A 15,466-nucleotide genomic window follows, 5' to 3' on the forward strand; every position below is an offset into this window, starting at 1 on the left:
CACGTTTGTGTCGAGCCAAACATAAGGCTCAACACAGCTGTTTCGTACGCGGGTTCCCCCTGTAGGTCCCTCACCTGGCGGGTGACCGCTACCGCCGCCCCAGGAAGATCGGGTTGGTGAAGGCCGCCGGCGGGCCCGGGAACCCCGGCACGATCGGCGGCCGGCGGACCTCGGCGCGTACGTACGCCGCGTACGAGGCCGTCGTACGCCACTGGGCCGCGCCCGTGCCGGACTCCGGGATCGCGGGCGAGGTGAACAGGACGCCCTGGTCGGTGACGAAGCGGACGGTGCAGCCGGCGGAGCCCGTCGCCTCCAGACGGACGGTGACCGGGGTGTCGCCGTCCACCTTCAACCGCTCGCCGATGCCCGCGTGTTCGCCGCGCGGCCCGGACGCCGTGAACGACACGGACACGTCCTTGGACTCGGCGACGTACGAGCGGCCCGCCCGCAGCCCCTCCTGGATCGCCTCCCGGCTCAACTCCTCGGCCAGGACGACCGTCTGGGGGCGGCCGACGGGGTCGGGATCGCGGTGGGCGTCGCTGTTGCCCATCGCCGGGATCCAGTCCTGACGGCCCTCGCGCACCGCCGCGACGAGCATGCCGTCCCAGTCGGCGAGCGCCACCTCGTCCTCCGGCGAGTACGCCCCGTTCCACACCTCCACCGCGTCCGCCTCGCCGAAGCCGAACTTCCAGTTGCAGCCGATGCAGGTGGCGTGCGGGTGGGCGGGGACGACCAGACCCCCGGCGCGGCGGATCTGTCGCGCGTACTTGCCGAACCGGTTGTCCCGCGCCCGGTAGCGCCAGTCGACGAACGTGCCCGGGTCGACGCCGAGCGCCACCACGTGCCCGTTGCGCGTGGTGACCTCCTCGCCCAGCATGATCAGCAGGTCGTCACCCGCGTGCTCGGCCCAATGGGCGTGCGCGGACTGGGTGTTGTGCTCCGAGCTGTTGATGAAGTCCAGTCCCGCGGCCCGCGCGAGCGCCGCCAGCTCGGCGGGCGTACGGCGGCCGTCGGAGTACCAGGAGTGCAGATGGCAGTCGCCCCGGTACCAGGCCCGGCCCCGCCCCTTGGCCCGTTCCGGCGGGTAGACCGGCTTCACCGCCGCGGCCGGCCTGCCGTACGTCAGGGTGATCGTGATCTCGTAGGGCAGCCCGTCCGGGGCCACCGTGTACGGGCCCAGTGCGATGTGCCAGGTGCCGGGGCGTACGGGGCCCGGGAGATAGCCCGGGGTCGCCTCGTCGGTCCGGATGAAGAACTCGGTGCGGGCGCCGCCCGACCAGCCGCGGAAGCCCTTGCCGCCCAGTTCGGTGCCGCGCTCGTCGAAGACGCCGATGTCGAGGGCGTTGCCCATCGTGCCGGCCGGGACGGTCGTTCTCTCGTAGCTGTAGGAGACCCTGAACTCCCGTACACCGGCGGGTACTTCGACCGGCAGATACACGAAGTCGGGGGAGCCGGTGGGGAGGGTCCCCCTGATCGTCCTGGTCTCCTGCTCGCCGTCCGCGGCCTCGGCGCCGCTCGTCCCAAAGGTCACGCTTCCCAACGTAAGCGCGGCCGCCGCCGACGTCACGAACAGCGCGCGCCTTCCCAGTCCGTTCCCGTCACCGTGGTGGTCGTCGCACATGCTGCTGCTCCCCAGGTCGGTCGTGAGTGACATGGCGTGGGTGGTGCGTGGAGTGGTGCGGGGGTGGTGCGTGGTGTCCGCCACCTTCGTATGCGGTGGTGAACTGCGGGGCAAGGGAAAGGAATCGCCAGTTTTCGATACGCGACGGAGCGAGACAGTGGGCGGGGGAGCGTGCGTGTGGACACCGATCTGTGTGCTGGGCGGAGCCGGTGTCACCGACCGGGTCGCGCAGGGCCATGACGCGGACCGGTTCGTGGAGATCGGCTCCCTGACCAAGGTGCTCACGGGCACCCTCCTGGCCCGGCTGGCGGCGGAGGGGGAGCTGGACTTCGACACCCCGCTGGAGGAGTGCCTCGACGAGGTGCCGAGGGGGACCGGCATTTCCCTGCGCCATCTCGCCGAACACACCTCGGGCCTGCCCCGGCTGCCCGCCGGACTCACCGGCCTGCCCACGGGCCCGCCCGACGACCCCTACGCCGATTTCACGGAGGCGGCGCTGCGGGACTCGCTGCGCGACCTGGACCGGCCGACGGCGGGACGGCCGGGCCGGGAGGAGTACTCCAACCTCGGCTACGCCGTGCTCGGGCTCGCGCTCACCACCGTCACCGGCTGCTCGTACCAACAACTGGTGGACACGCACGTCCTGTCGCCGCTCGGGCTGGGCGCGGGAGCGATGACGGCGAGCCCGCCGGAAGGGCGGCGGCTCGTGCCGCGCGATCTGTTCGGCCGGCCCCGCCCCCTGTGGACCCTGACCGGGGCGATCCTGCCGGCCGGCGGCCTGTGGGCCGGCTGTCGGACGCTGGCGGACCTCCTCGTGGCCCTGCTCGTGGAACGCCGGTTCGGCGACCCGGCACCCTCCTGGCGACGGGCTCCCTCGCTCCGCTGGCACGACGGCTCCACCCGCGGTTCGTCCGTCGTGGCCGCCGCGTTCGACGACGGTCGATGGGCCCTCGTCCACCGCCTCGGCCCCATGCCCGGCACGAGCAAAGCCGCGAAGCGCGCCCTGCGCGGGGCCACGCCCACGCGGCCCGCCCTGAACGCCGATGAAGACTGACGCAGGCGGACCAGCGGACAACCAGGGGCCGACCGGCGCCGCACTCGGCAGCCGACCCGCACCTCCAAGCGTCCGTCCGGCAAACCCGCCGCCTCGCGCGCCCCGCGCGCCCGACCGGCCGACTCCCCTAAGTGCCGACCGGTCGGTATGGACATCCCTGTCCATAGCCGCTAGAGATGACACATGCGCATCTCCGTGACGATCTTTCTCACCGACGAGACGATCACTCCGACCCGGCTCGCCCGTGAGCTGGAGCAACGCGGTTTCGCGGGGCTCTACCTCCCCGAGCACACGCACATCCCCGTCGAGCGGACGACCCCGTACCCGGCCGGCGGCGACCTGCCGCGCGAGTACGGCCGCACCCTCGACCCCTTCGTCGCGCTCGGCCAGGCCGCCGCCGTCACCGAGCGGCTCGGGCTCGGCACCGGGATCACGCTGGTCGCCCAGCACGACCCGATCGACCTCGCGAAGCAGATCGCGACCGTCGACCACCTCTCCGGCGGCCGTCTCACCCTCGGCCTCGGCTACGGCTGGAACGTCGAGGAGGCCGCCGACCACGGGGTCGAGTGGCGCACCCGCCGGGAGCTGGTGCGGGACCGGATGGCGCTGATGCGGGCGCTGTGGGCGGAGGAGCCGACGGCGTACGAGGGGGAGTTCGGGAGCGTGCGGGCGAGCTCCGCGTACCCGAAGCCGGTGCAGAAGGCGCGCGGGCCGGTGGTGGGGCCGCGCACGCTGATCGGCGGGGCCGCGGGGCCGAAGCTGTTCGCGCACATCGCCGAGTACGCGGACGGCTGGCTGCCCATCGGGGGGCGGGGGCTCGGGGAGGCGCTGCCGGTGCTGCGGGCGGCGTGGGCGGACGCCGGGCGCGATCCCGCCGGGTTGCAGGTCGTGCCGTACGCGGTGCAGCCGAGCGCGGGGAAGCTGGCGTACTACGCGGAGCTGGGGATCGAGGAGGTCGTGGTGCAGCTGCCTCCGGCGGGGGAGGCGGAGGTCCTGGGGCTGCTGGACGAGTACGCGGGGTTCCTGGGCGGCGGCGCCTGAGAGCCGAAGCGGCCGCGTCCTCGCGGGAGGACGCGGCCGAGGTGACTGCTGACTACTTCGCCGGACCCACCCGGATCGTGACCGTGGAGCCGTCCTTGGCCTCCTTGAGGATCTGGATCCTGGTGTTGGTGTTGGTGATCTTGACTCCGCCCGTGGGGTTCTCCTCGTCGTAGTAGGTGTGGGTGCGGTCGTCGAAGACCGATACGCCCTTCTTCGACGTGACCTTCAGCGTGACCTTCTTGTCCTGGTGCAGCGTGAAGGCGTCCGTGCGGCCCAGGGTGAAGGTCGAGTCGTGCGTCTGGTGGTCGTTACCGGCCAGCTCGCCGTCGGACCACTTCAGGGGCTTCGGATGGGCGTCGACCGGCAGCAGCAGGCCGACACCGGGGTGCTGGCTGGTGTTGTTGTCCTGCTGCGAGGTGTCCCACTTCCAGATCAGCAGGCCGTTTTGGTAGGGGTAGCGCTCCACCCAGTCCTGGCGCGTGAAGTTGTACGCGAGCTTGAGGCCCTTGTCGTACGACACGTACTGGCGGTTCTCGGCGACGTAGTACTGCTCGTGCTCCGTGGTGTACGAGCCGCCGAAGCGGGAGAAGCCGACTGCCGTCCAGGCGGGGTCGGCGGTCTCGGCGTTGTCCGAGAAGAGGGGCGAGCCGTCGGCCGTGAAGGTGATCAGGTCGGCCACGAAACCCTTCTGTGCCACGTACTGGTCGGTCTGGTAGCGGAAGCGCAGATCGATCTTCCGGCCCGCGTAGCCGTCCAGGGAGTACGACAGCTTCCTGAAGCCGTCCGTCGTGCCGTCCAGGGCCGGCCTGCCGCCACCGTCACGGCCGATCGGCAGGTCGTCGGCGGTGCCGTCGATCGCGGTCCAGGTGGCGCCGCCGTCCGTGGAGACCTCGGTGTAGAGGTAGTCGTATCCCTTCTCGATGTCCCACCAGCCGTCGAGCGTCAGCGCCGCGGAGGTCTTTCCGGTGAGGTCCACGGAACGGGTCAGCGTGTTCGACAGGCTGTTGGCGCTGCCGCTCCACCACTGCAGCGAACCCTCCGAGGGCTGCACGACCTCGACCTTCACCTGTTTCTTGGGCAGCTCGACCACGAGGTCCTGCCTGTCCTTCGTGTTGTACTCGGCGATGCCCAGCTTGTGCGTGGACTTCGTTCCGGCCTCGGCCGTGTCGTAGTTCAGCCAGCCGAGCTGCAGCTTGTCCCACGCGGTCATGTCGCCGGGCACGTCACCGATCTCGGTCTTGCTCTGCCCGAGCCAAGAGCCGCCCGACAACAGGGTCCAGAAACCGGTGGAGTTGCTGCCCTTGCCGCTGGTGTCGTAGTGGTCCGGCAGACCGAGGTCGTGGCCGAACTCGTGGGCGAAGACACCGAGGCCGCCGTTTTTGACCGGAGGTTGCGAGAAAAGGAAAGTTCGCAATCGTCCGTGGCACGAGTAACTCTGTTATCGGACAGTCGTATTCAGCCTCGCGCACAAACTGTTCACTGGTCCCGCAAATGAGCCGCAAAATTACCTGCTGGTATTACTGGAAGGTCATGGGTGGCGGTCATGGGTGGCGGTAATTCATGGCGGGTATGCGGCGCCGACGCGGATTCGTCGGCGGCTGAATAGCGCGGGTGGCGGGCCGTCCGTAGGTCGCCCGCCCCGCCATCGGCGATTGCACCGTGTAACGAATCCCGGTCCATCCGGCCCGCCGTGCCTGCCTGGGCCGATCCGGTCGCTCGTATGCTCGACGGATGACGACTTCCGCGACCTCTGGAAACGGACCCACCGACTCCACCGGCTCCACCGCTCCCACCGGGAACTCGATGCGGCGCGCGCTCAAACGCGCCCGCGACGGCGTGGCGCTCGACGTGAGCGAGGCGGCGGTGCTGCTCCAGGCGCGCGGCGCCGACCTGGAGGACCTCGCCGCGTCGGCGGCACGGGTGCGGGACGCGGGGCTGGCCGAGGCCGGGCGGCCCGGTGTCATCACGTACTCGAAGAGCGTCTTCGTCCCGCTCACCCGGCTCTGCCGGGACAAGTGCCACTACTGCACCTTCGTCACCGTCCCGGGCAAGCTCCGCCGGGCCGGACACGGCATGTTCATGTCGCCGGACGAGGTGCTGGACGTGGCCCGCAAGGGGGCCGCGCTCGGCTGCAAGGAAGCGTTGATCACGCTCGGTGACAAGCCGGAGGACCGCTGGCCGGAGGCGCGCGAGTGGCTCGACGCGCACGGCTACGACGACACGATCGCCTACGTCCGCGCCGTCTCCATCCGCATCCTGGAGGAGACGGGGCTGCTCCCGCACCTCAACCCCGGCGTGATGAGCTGGACGGACTTCCAGCGCCTCAAGCCCGTCGCGCCCTCGATGGGCATGATGCTGGAGACGACCGCGACCCGGTTGTGGTCCGAGCCGGGCGGTCCGCACCACGGCTCCCCGGACAAGGAACCGGCCGTCCGGCTGCGGGTGCTGGAGGACGCGGGCCGCTCCTCGGTCCCCTTCACCTCCGGCGTCCTCATCGGCATCGGCGAGACGTACGAGGAGCGGGCGGAGTCCCTCTTCGCCCTCCGGAAGGTCTCCCGTGCCTACCACGGCATCCAGGAGCTGATCATCCAGAACTTCCGCGCCAAGCCGGACACCGCGATGCGCGGCATGCCGGACGCGGAGCTGGACGAGCTGGTCGCCGCGGTGGCCGTCGCCCGGCTCATCATGGGCCCGGCCGGCTGCATCCAGGCGCCGCCGAACCTGGTCGACAGCGAGTACGAGCGGCTGATCGGCGCCGGGATCGACGACTGGGGCGGGGTGTCGCCGCTCACCATCGACCATGTGAACCCCGAGCGCCCCTGGCCGCAGATCGAGGAACTCACCGAACGCTCCCGGGCGGCCGGCTTCGAACTGCGCGAACGCCTCTGCGTCTACCCGGAGTTCGTGACGCGCGGCGAACCGTGGCTCGACCCGCGCCTGCTGCCGCACGTCCGGGCGCTGGCCGACCCCGAGACCGGGCTCGCGCTGCCGGACGCCGTCGTCGAGGGCCACCCGTGGCAGGAGCCCGACGAGGTCTTCGTCGCCGCCGGACGCACGGATCTGCACACCGCCATCGACACCGAGGGCCGCACCGGCGACCGCCGCGAGGACTTCGACTCCGTCTACGGCGACTGGGGCGCCCTGCGCGAGGCGGCGGCGCCCGGGATGGTCCCCGAGCGCATCGACACGGACGTACGGGCGGCGCTGGCGACGGCGGCCGACGACCCGACGAAACTGACGGACGCCGAGGCGCTCGCCCTGCTGCACGCGGACGGACCCGCGCTCGACGCGCTCACCCGGATCGCGGACGACGTCCGCAGGTCGGCAGTCGGCGACGACGTCACGTACATCGTCACCCGCAACATCAACTTCACCAACGTCTGCTACACCGGCTGCCGCTTCTGCGCGTTCGCGCAGCGCCGCACGGACGCCGACGCGTACACGCTCTCCCTGGACCAGGTCGCCGACCGCGCCCAGCAGGCCTGGGACCTCGGCGCGGTCGAGGTGTGCATGCAGGGCGGCATCCACCCCGACCTGCCGGGCACGGCCTACTTCGACATCGCGAAGGCCGTGAAGTCACGCGTCCCCGGCATGCACGTCCACGCCTTCTCCCCGATGGAGGTGGTGAACGGCGCGACCCGTACCGGGATGTCGATCCGCGAATGGCTGACGGCCGCGAAGGAGGCGGGCCTCGACTCCATCCCCGGCACGGCGGCGGAGATCCTGGACGACGAGGTCCGCTGGGTCCTGACCAAGGGCAAACTGCCGACGGCGACCTGGATCGAGGTGGTGACGACCGCCCACGAACTGGGCATCCGCTCCTCCTCGACGATGATGTACGGCCACGTCGACCAGCCCCGGCACTGGCTGGGCCACCTGCGCACCCTGGCGCGGATCCAGCAACAGACGGGCGGTTTCACGGAGTTCGTGACCCTCCCCTTCATCCACACCAACGCGCCCGTGTATCTGGCGGGCATCTCCCGCCCCGGTCCGACGACCCGCGACAACCGCGCCGTCACCGCCATGGCGCGCCTCCTGCTGCACCCCCACATCCCCAACATCCAGACCAGCTGGGTGAAGCTGGGCACGGAGGGCGCGGCGGAGATGCTCCGCTCGGGCGCCAACGACCTGGGCGGCACCCTGATGGAGGAGACCATCTCCCGCATGGCGGGCTCCTCGTACGGCTCCTACAAGTCGGTCAAGGACCTGATCGCGGTCGCGGACACGGCGGGCCGCCCCGCCCGCCCGCGCACCACGCTGTACGGGGCCGTCCCGGAGGAACGGCAACGGGCGGCCGAGGCCTCCGACGGTCATCTGCCGGAGTTGTTGCCGGTGTTGGACTGACGCGCGATCGGTTCTCGCCCCCTGCCGACGGGGAAGGTGAGCGCGGCCGTCCACCCGGGTACCTTCAGGGAGACCGGGCACGGGGGTGGGACCGATGAGGCCGACGCGGCCGACGATGCAGGAGCTGATCGCGCGCCGCAAGCGCGCCGGGTTCGTGGGGCGCCGTAGGGAACTCGACCTGTTCCGAGGGAACTTCGACATCCCGCCCGAGGACGAACGGCACACGTTCGTCTTCCACGTCCACGGCACGGCCGGGGTCGGCAAGTCCTCACTCGTCCGCGAGCTGGAGGCCGTGGCGACCCGGCACAAGGCGCTCACCGCCCGCACCGACGAGACGGTCAACAGCGTGCCGGAGGCGATGGCGGCCATCAGCGCGCAGTTCGCCCGGCAGGGCGCCGAGCTGAAGGCGCTGGACAGGCTCCTCGGCACCTACCGCCAGCGCCGGCACGAGGCGGAGACGGCGTCGGCCGCGCTGGACGCGGGGCCCGACGCCGGCGCACCCGCCGCGCCCTCGGCGGGCAGCCTGGCGGCCACCCAGGCCGGGCTCATCGGGCTGGGCATGGTCCCGGTCGTGGGCGCCTTCGCCGGCGCCGTCGACCCGGCCCAGGTCGCCCACCGGACGGACCGGCTGCGGGCCGCACTGAGCGCACGGTTCCGCAACCACGACGACGTACAGCTCGTGCTGGAACCCCTGAAGGCCCTCACCCCGGTCTTCGTCGCGGAACTGGACCGGGTGGCCGCCGACGTCCCCTGGATCGCCCTCTTCTTCGACACCTACGAACGGACCTCGCCCTTCCTCGACGCCTGGCTCCTGGACCTCGTCACGACGGACCGCCACGGCGCCCTCCCCGCCAACGTGATCCTCACCCTCGCGGGCCAGCACGGCCCCGACCGCGCCCGCTGGGGCGACTACGCGGGCTTCGTCACCGAGCTGGCCCTGCGCCCCTTCACGGAGTCCGAGTCCCGCCAACTGCTCGCGGCGCGGCAGGTCGTGGACGAGAACGTCGTACGGGAGGTGCTGCGGCTGTCCGGCGGGCTGCCGGTGCTCGTGTCGACGCTGGCCCAGAACCCGGGCGGTGGTCCGGGCACGGTCGACGACCCCTCCGCCACGGCCGTGGAGCGCTTCCTGAAATGGGAGCGGGACCCGGCACGGCGAGCGACGGCGCTCGCGTGCGCGCTGCCGCGCCGGCTGGACGAGGACCTGCTCGGGGCAGTGGCGGACGGCGCGGAGACCCAGGAACTCTACGAGTGGCTGTGCGGGCTGCCGTTCGTGAGTGAGCGCGCCGGTCGGGCGGAGTTCCACGGCGTCGTGCGGACCGCCATGCTCCGGCTCCAGCGCGCCCGGACGCCGAAGCGCTGGACCGAGCGGCACACGCGACTGGCCGAGGCGTTCGGCGAGCGCCGGGCCACGGCCGGTGAGGGGCTGGACCCGGCCGGCCTGTGGCTCGACGAGTCCTGGCGCGAGCTGAGGATCGAAGAGCTGTACCACCTGCTGTGCGCCCGCCCGCAGACCGCCCTGGCGCAGGCGCTGCGGGACGTCGTCGACGCGTGCGAGGCCGACGAGGGGGCGGCCCGGGGCTGCGCCCAGGCTCTGGCGGACGCCGGGGAACAGACGGAGACGGAAGCGGTGGGCGTGTGGGGACGCGACCTCCTCGCGGCCCTCGCCGAGGAGCCCGACGGGGTGCTGCCCGCGCTGGCGCTGCTCCTGACCCGGGCCGACCTCGACCCGCCGGTTAGGGCCAGGGCACATGGCGTACGGGGGCGCGAACTGCGCTGGGCGGGGGAGTACGAGCGTGCCCTCGCCGAGTACGACCGGGCCGTCGCGCTGGACCCGGAGTCGGCGGACGCGTACCAGGGGCGGGGCATCACGCACCGCAGACGAGGCGAGTACGCGGCCGCGCTGGCCGATGTCGACCGTGCCGACGCGCTGCGCCCCGGAACCGCCCAGACGCTCGGTGTGCGCGGGGACATCCTGCACGCCCTGGCCCGCTACGAGGAGGCGGTGGCCACCTTCGACCGCGTGCTCGAACTGGATCCCGCGCACGGACTGGCCCTGGCGAGCCGGGGGCAGAGCAGACACCGTCTCGGCGACGACGAAGGGGCACTCGCCGACTTCGACCGGGCGCTGGAGAACGATCCGGAGTATCTGTGGGCCCTGGTCCACCGGGCGGAGCTGCATCTGGACCGGGACCGCCACGACGAAGCCTTCGCCGACCTCGACCGGGCCGTGCGGATCGCTCCGGACAGCGCGTGGATCGCCTCCGAGCGGGGTGACGCCTACCGGCTGGCGGGCAGGAACGAGGAGGCCGTCGAGGAACTCGGGCGGGCCTGCCGGCTCGATCCCGCCCATGCCTCCGCCCACGCGAGCCTCGGCTACGCGCTGGCACGCCTGGGCCGCCACGAGGAGGCCCGCACGGCCTTCGACCGCGCGATCGAGCTGAACCCGAGGTACGCCTGGGCCATGGTCCAGCGGGCCTTCCTCCTGGGCGAACTGGGCGACCAGGACGGGATGTTCGCGGATCTGGACCGCGCGGTGGCGGCCGACGGGTCGGGCACCTGGGCGCTGGGGCAGCGGGCCAGGGCCCACCAGGACGCCGGCCGCTACCAGGAGGCGCTGAAGGACTACGACCTCGCGCGGGAACGCGAACCCGACCGCTGGGCCTCGGAGAAGGCAGCGGCGCTGCGTGCCCTGAGCGCGGACGCCGACGCGGTCGCCGAGCTCGACCGGGCACTGGACCGCGATCCGGACGACGTGGCCGAGCTGGCGAACAGAGGCGTGGTGCGCCTGCGGCGAGGCCAGTACGTGGCGGCGCTACGGGACCTGGACCGGGCGATCGCGCTCCGCCCGGACACGCCGGGTCTGCACGCCGCCCGGGCGAGGACGTACATCGCCTGCGGGCGCCTTCCGCAGGCGCTCGCCGACCTCGGACAGTGCGTGGAGCGCGGGGAGGAGACCGCGTGGGCGACCCGCAGGAGCGCCGAGGTGCTGCTGTGGTGCGGACGTCACGACGAGGCCCGGCAGCTGCTGGACGGCCTCGGGGACACCGCAGAGCTGTCGGAGGACGCGGAGACGGTGACGACGCGCTGGTACGTCGCCGGCGTGAGCGACCGATGGGAACGCGCGCGGCACGTCGGTGATCCGGCGGCGGACTTGAGACACACCCTCCGGCTCATCAGGGCGCAGTCGTCTCTCCTGCTGGGCCGGTCGCGGGAGCTGCGCGTGGCCGAGGAACTGTCGCGTCTCCTTCAGCCGATCACCACGCGGGTGGAGGAGAGCACCGACGCCACCGTCTCGTTCGAGGAGGTGCTGGTCGCCTGCGCAGTGGGCGACGGGCCGCGGGCCGAGTCGATGCTCTCCGAGGGGCTGGCACGCGATCACGACTGGGAGGACCTGGCCGACCTCACCCTCCGGCTGACCCTCCTGTCCCGCGCCCCCGACATCGACCCGGCACCCTTCGGCCCGCTGATCGCCAGGGCCACCGAGGCCCGGGACGCCTTCCGGGACCGCGTCCGGGGGTGACCGCCCCCGGACGCCGTGACGCGGCCCGGCTGTCGGTCAGCCGGCCGCGCGGTCGTTCGCCGGCAGGTACGTCACCAGCAGGACCACTCCGCTCAGCAGGAACACGCGCAGGGCCGCGTCGAGCCCGTTCCAGTCGCTGGACTGCCACATGACGAACCATTCGCCGCCGATGGCGATGAAGCCGGCGCCGAAGAGCAGAAGGACCATGAGGAGACCGGCGGTGCTGTAGCGGCGGGCCGTGTGGAAGGTGCGGTGGCCGAGGGCGCGGGCCCAGAGGTAGGTGGCGGCGATGAGCAGCAGCGCCGCCACCGTCTCCCAGACGATGATCAGGACGTACGCCGCGTCCTGGACGCCCTTCGACTCGATGGCCCGCCACATCAGGTCCTCGTCCTTGAACGTGGTGTCCATGGCGAAGACATGGCGGACGAACTGCTGATTCGTGCCGAAGTCGGTGATGTTGCTGAACGCGACGAGCGCCATGTAGAGGGCGACCGTGCCGACGAGCAGGGTGGAGGCCAGGGGGAGAAGTGAGCCGCGGGGGGTCTGGGTTTCAGCCATGGTCCAACTATGTGCGTGATCATGGGTCAACCCCAGCCGTTTTTCGGTGCGTTGGATCTCCACCGGAGCCGCCGATGGCCGAAAGACGAGACCCCCCGTGGCCGGACGCCCTCGCCTCGGGGCTCCGCCGCGCCTCGCACCTCCGCCCTACCTCGCGAACCCGGCTTGCCCGCTCCGGTGTCCGCCGGGAGCCATGCGGTGGTCCGCGAGAGGACCTGCGGGTGGGCGGTGTCGGCGCCCGCTGCGGAGCCGTGCACGACCGAGACATGTCCGGCGCTCTCGGCGCCCGCGACCGCACTGTTCCTGAGGCTGCCGACAAGGGCGCCGCGAATGCTGCTGCGCAGGGGCTCGGATTCTCCAGTTCTCCGGGAATTGGACCCGGTTACGGCGGCTGTTCGCATCCGCCCGTTTGACGGCCGGAGTCGATCAATGGTTGTGGCGTAAGAGACGTTTAACGCTCATCCGGAGCCCTGAACGGACCGTTCTCATTCCATTACAGTGCTGGACTGTCGAGCCGTACGGGCGTACGGATGTACTGACGTACTGACGTACGGGTCGGGCAGGGGCCGTGAGGAGGCCGGGGTGGGTGCGACAGCCGGTGCCGTCTGGGGGCGGGTCGAGCAGCAGGATTTCCGCAGCCGGGTGCGCGGGACGCTGCTGGGCGCGGCCGTCGGCGACGCGCTGGGCGCGCCGGTCGACCAGCTCACCCTGGCGCAGCTCGGTGAGGCGTACGGCCCCGAGGGGCTGACCGATCTGGCCTCCGTGTACGGCAGGCGCGGCGCGATCACCGACCTCACTCAGCTCACCCTCTTCACCGTCGACGGCCTGATCCGCGCCCAGGTCCGCCGGGACACCGGCGTCTGGCACCCGCCGACCGATCTGCACCGGGCGTATCTGCGCTGGGCGGCGACCCAGCGGGACTGGGGGCCCGACGAACGCCGCAAGGACGACGGCTGGCTCGCCCGCGAGGAGTGGCTCTACGCGCGCCGCGACCCGTCCCTGATCTGCCTCCTCGGCTTCGCCGACGGCACCATGGGCACCCTCGACGCCCCCAAGAACCCCGGCGCGTCCGGTGCTGAGGCCGCCGGCCGCTCCGCCCCCTTCGGCCTCCTCGTCGGCTGGGAACCCCAGCTCGTCTTCCAGCTGGCCGTCGAGTGCGCGGCCCAGACCCACGGCCATCCGGTCGCGTATCTCACCGCCGGCTCGTACGCCGTCATCGTGCACGCCCTCGCGCGCGGGGAGAGCCTCGACGCCGCCGTCCAGAAGACGCTGGTGCTGCTGGCCGCCCGCCCCGGCCACCAGCCGGTCGCCGAGGCCCTCCAGCAGGCCGTCGCCGCCGTCCGCCAGGGCCCGCCGTCGCCCGCGGTCGTCGAGCAGCTGGCCGGTGACGGTGCGGCCGCCGGGGTCCTGGCCGTCGCCGTGTACTGCAGCCTGGTCGGCGAGGACATCCGCCAGGGCCTGTGCCTCGCCGTCAACCACGGGGGCCCCTCGGGCGCCGCGGGTGCCCTGACGGGCGGCCTCCTCGGCGCCCTCCACGGCGAGACGGCCCTGCCACCGGCCTGGCTCGCCGAACTGGAGGGCCGCCCCACGATCCTCGTCCTCGCCGACGACTTCGCCCTGGAAATGACCCAGGGCCCGGCCCTCCACGCCCCCACCGGAGCAGTCCCAGGCTGGCTGACCCGCTACCCCCGAGCCTGACCCGACCCTCGGCTCGCCCCAATAGGGGCGCGGGGAACTGCGTGCTCAGCCACGACGGACCCGCACCCGACACACAACAGAAGCAAAGTCCCCCGGAGGTCACACGCCCGGACGGCGCAAGCCCACGCTTCAAAGCCCTCGGCTCGCCCCAATAGGGGCGCGGGGAACTGCGCGCTCAGCCACGACGGACCCGCACCCGACACACAACAGAAGCAAAGTCCCCCGGAGGTCACACGCCCGGACGGCGCAAGCCCACGCTTCAAAGCCCTCGGCTCGCCCCAATAGGGGCGCGGGGAACTGCGCGCTCAGCCACGACGGACCCGCACCCGACACACAACAGAAGCAAAGTCCCCCGGAGGTCACACGCCCGGACGGCGCAAGCCCACGCTTCAAAGCCCTCGGCTCGCCCCAATAGGGGCGCGGGGAACTGCGCGCTCAGCCACGACGCACGCGCACCCGACACACAACAGAAGCCCCCCAACCGGCCCCCCGGCGCGAGCCCACCGCAGCGGTACCGTGACGATCATGGCCGACTGGAACATACGCCCCGCGACAGCGACCGACCTCACCCCCGTCGCCGAGCTGCGCGCCACCGTCATGCGGCCCGACCTCGAACGCCTCGGCCGCTACGACCCCCACCGCGTCCGCCAACGCTTCCGTGACGCCTTCGACCCGGCCCACACCTGGATCATCGAGGTCGCCGACACCTTCGCCGGCTGCGTGGCCCTCCGCCCGGCCGCCGACGCGCACTGGCTGGAGCACTTCTACCTCGCCCCCCACCTCCAGGGCACCGGCCTCGGCACAGCCGTCCTCCAGACCCTCCTCACCCGCTGCGACCACGACGGCGTACCCGTCCGCCTCAACGTCCTCCAGGGCAGCCCCGCCAGACGCCTCTACGAACGCCACGGCTTCCTCCTGGAGACCGAGGACCCGGTGGACGTCTTCCTGATCCGCCCACCGACGAACCCGCCGCCGAAATAGGTTTCGCGACGCGGCCGAGCCGCCCTACCGTGACCCGATGGCCACCCAGATGATCATCCTCAACGGCGCCTCCAGCTCCGGCAAATCCGGTCTCGCCCGGTGCCTGCAAGCCGAACTGCCCGACCAGTGGCTCACGTTCGGGGTCGACTCCCTCACCGACGCCATGCCCGCGAGGATGCAGACGGCGGACGGCGGCATCGAGATCTCCCCCGACGGCGCGGTCGCCATCGGCGCGGACTTCCGCACCCTGGAACAGGCCTGGGCCCGGGGCATCGTGGCCATGGCCCGCTCGGGCGCCCACGTCATCGTCGACGACGTCTTCCTCGGCGGAGCCGCCTCCCAACAGCGCTGGCAGAAGGTCCTCGACGAGGGTGACAGCCCCCTGGACGTCCTCTGGGTCGGCGTCCGCTGCGACCCCGCCGTCGCCGCCGCCCGCGAGATCGCCCGCGGAGACCGGGTCCTCGGCATGGCCGCAGCCCAGGCGAACCTCGTCCACCAGGGCGTCCACTACGACCTGGAGGTCGACACCACCCACACCGAGTCCCTGACCTGCGCCCGCACGATCGCGGCCCACCTCGCCCGCCACCGCACGCAGCCGACCCGGCCGACACAGCCGCCCCAGTCGGCTCAGCCCTGAGGGCCGTTCCCC

Annotated in this window: 9 protein-coding genes and 1 pseudogene; 7 read left to right on the forward strand and 3 right to left on the reverse strand. The window is 72.0% G+C overall.

The genetic code is table 11. From position 1 onward, the window contains the following. Positions 1-88: 88 nt before the first annotated feature. A complete protein-coding gene (locus tag P8T65_RS26495) occupies positions 89-1,621 on the reverse strand; it encodes a CehA/McbA family metallohydrolase (protein WP_316731735.1) in 1,533 nt (510 codons plus the stop codon). Positions 1,622-1,796: 175 nt separating this feature from the next. Between P8T65_RS26495 and P8T65_RS26500 the strand changes: the two genes are divergently transcribed. After that, positions 1,797-2,675 carry a serine hydrolase domain-containing protein gene (locus tag P8T65_RS26500; RefSeq protein WP_316727735.1) on the forward strand — a complete coding sequence of 293 codons (879 nt, stop codon included), beginning with the start codon at positions 1,797-1,799 and terminating at the stop codon, positions 2,673-2,675. A 183-nt stretch (positions 2,676-2,858) separates the two neighbouring features. Beyond that, complete coding sequence (locus P8T65_RS26505) at positions 2,859-3,716, forward strand: LLM class F420-dependent oxidoreductase (protein WP_316727736.1); 858 nt, start codon at positions 2,859-2,861, stop codon at positions 3,714-3,716. 52 nt (positions 3,717-3,768) lie between these two features. On the opposite strand, the pseudogene P8T65_RS26510 reads toward P8T65_RS26505, so the two are convergent. Further along, positions 3,769-5,097 (reverse strand): annotated as a pseudogene (locus P8T65_RS26510) (immune inhibitor A domain-containing protein); the annotation flags it as partial. A 350-nt stretch (positions 5,098-5,447) separates the two neighbouring features. Between P8T65_RS26510 and P8T65_RS26515 the strand changes: the two are divergent. Continuing rightward, a complete protein-coding gene (locus P8T65_RS26515) occupies positions 5,448-8,060 on the forward strand; it encodes a bifunctional FO biosynthesis protein CofGH (RefSeq protein WP_316727737.1) in 2,613 nt (870 codons plus the stop codon). Between the two features lie 94 nt (positions 8,061-8,154). Next, entirely contained in the window at positions 8,155-11,580 is a 3,426-nt protein-coding gene (locus tag P8T65_RS26520; protein WP_316727738.1) for a tetratricopeptide repeat protein, read from the forward strand. A gap of 36 nt (positions 11,581-11,616) precedes the next feature. Here P8T65_RS26520 and P8T65_RS26525 read toward each other — a convergent pair whose 3' ends face one another. Further along, the gene (locus tag P8T65_RS26525; RefSeq protein WP_316727739.1) at positions 11,617-12,138 is read right to left on the reverse strand and encodes a DUF2165 domain-containing protein; all 522 of its coding nucleotides are present in this window, start codon (positions 12,136-12,138) and stop codon (positions 11,617-11,619) included. 582 nt (positions 12,139-12,720) lie between these two features. Between P8T65_RS26525 and P8T65_RS26530 the strand changes: the two genes are divergently transcribed. The 3 genes from P8T65_RS26530 (at position 12,721) to cpt (ending at position 15,454) form a co-directional block, all read left to right on the forward strand. Then, positions 12,721-13,836, forward strand: coding sequence for an ADP-ribosylglycohydrolase family protein (locus P8T65_RS26530; protein ID WP_316727740.1), 1,116 nt, complete (start codon positions 12,721-12,723; stop codon positions 13,834-13,836). Positions 13,837-14,361: 525 nt separating this feature from the next. Further along, positions 14,362-14,817 carry a GNAT family N-acetyltransferase gene (locus P8T65_RS26535; protein ID WP_316727741.1) on the forward strand — a complete coding sequence of 152 codons (456 nt, stop codon included), beginning with the start codon at positions 14,362-14,364 and terminating at the stop codon, positions 14,815-14,817. A gap of 37 nt (positions 14,818-14,854) precedes the next feature. Beyond that, entirely contained in the window at positions 14,855-15,454 is a 600-nt protein-coding gene (gene cpt / locus P8T65_RS26540; protein WP_316727742.1) for a chloramphenicol phosphotransferase CPT, read from the forward strand. Positions 15,455-15,466 lie beyond the last annotated feature (12 nt).

This window comes from Streptomyces sp. 11x1 (assembly GCF_032598905.1).
GTDB lineage: Bacteria > Actinomycetota > Actinomycetes > Streptomycetales > Streptomycetaceae > Streptomyces.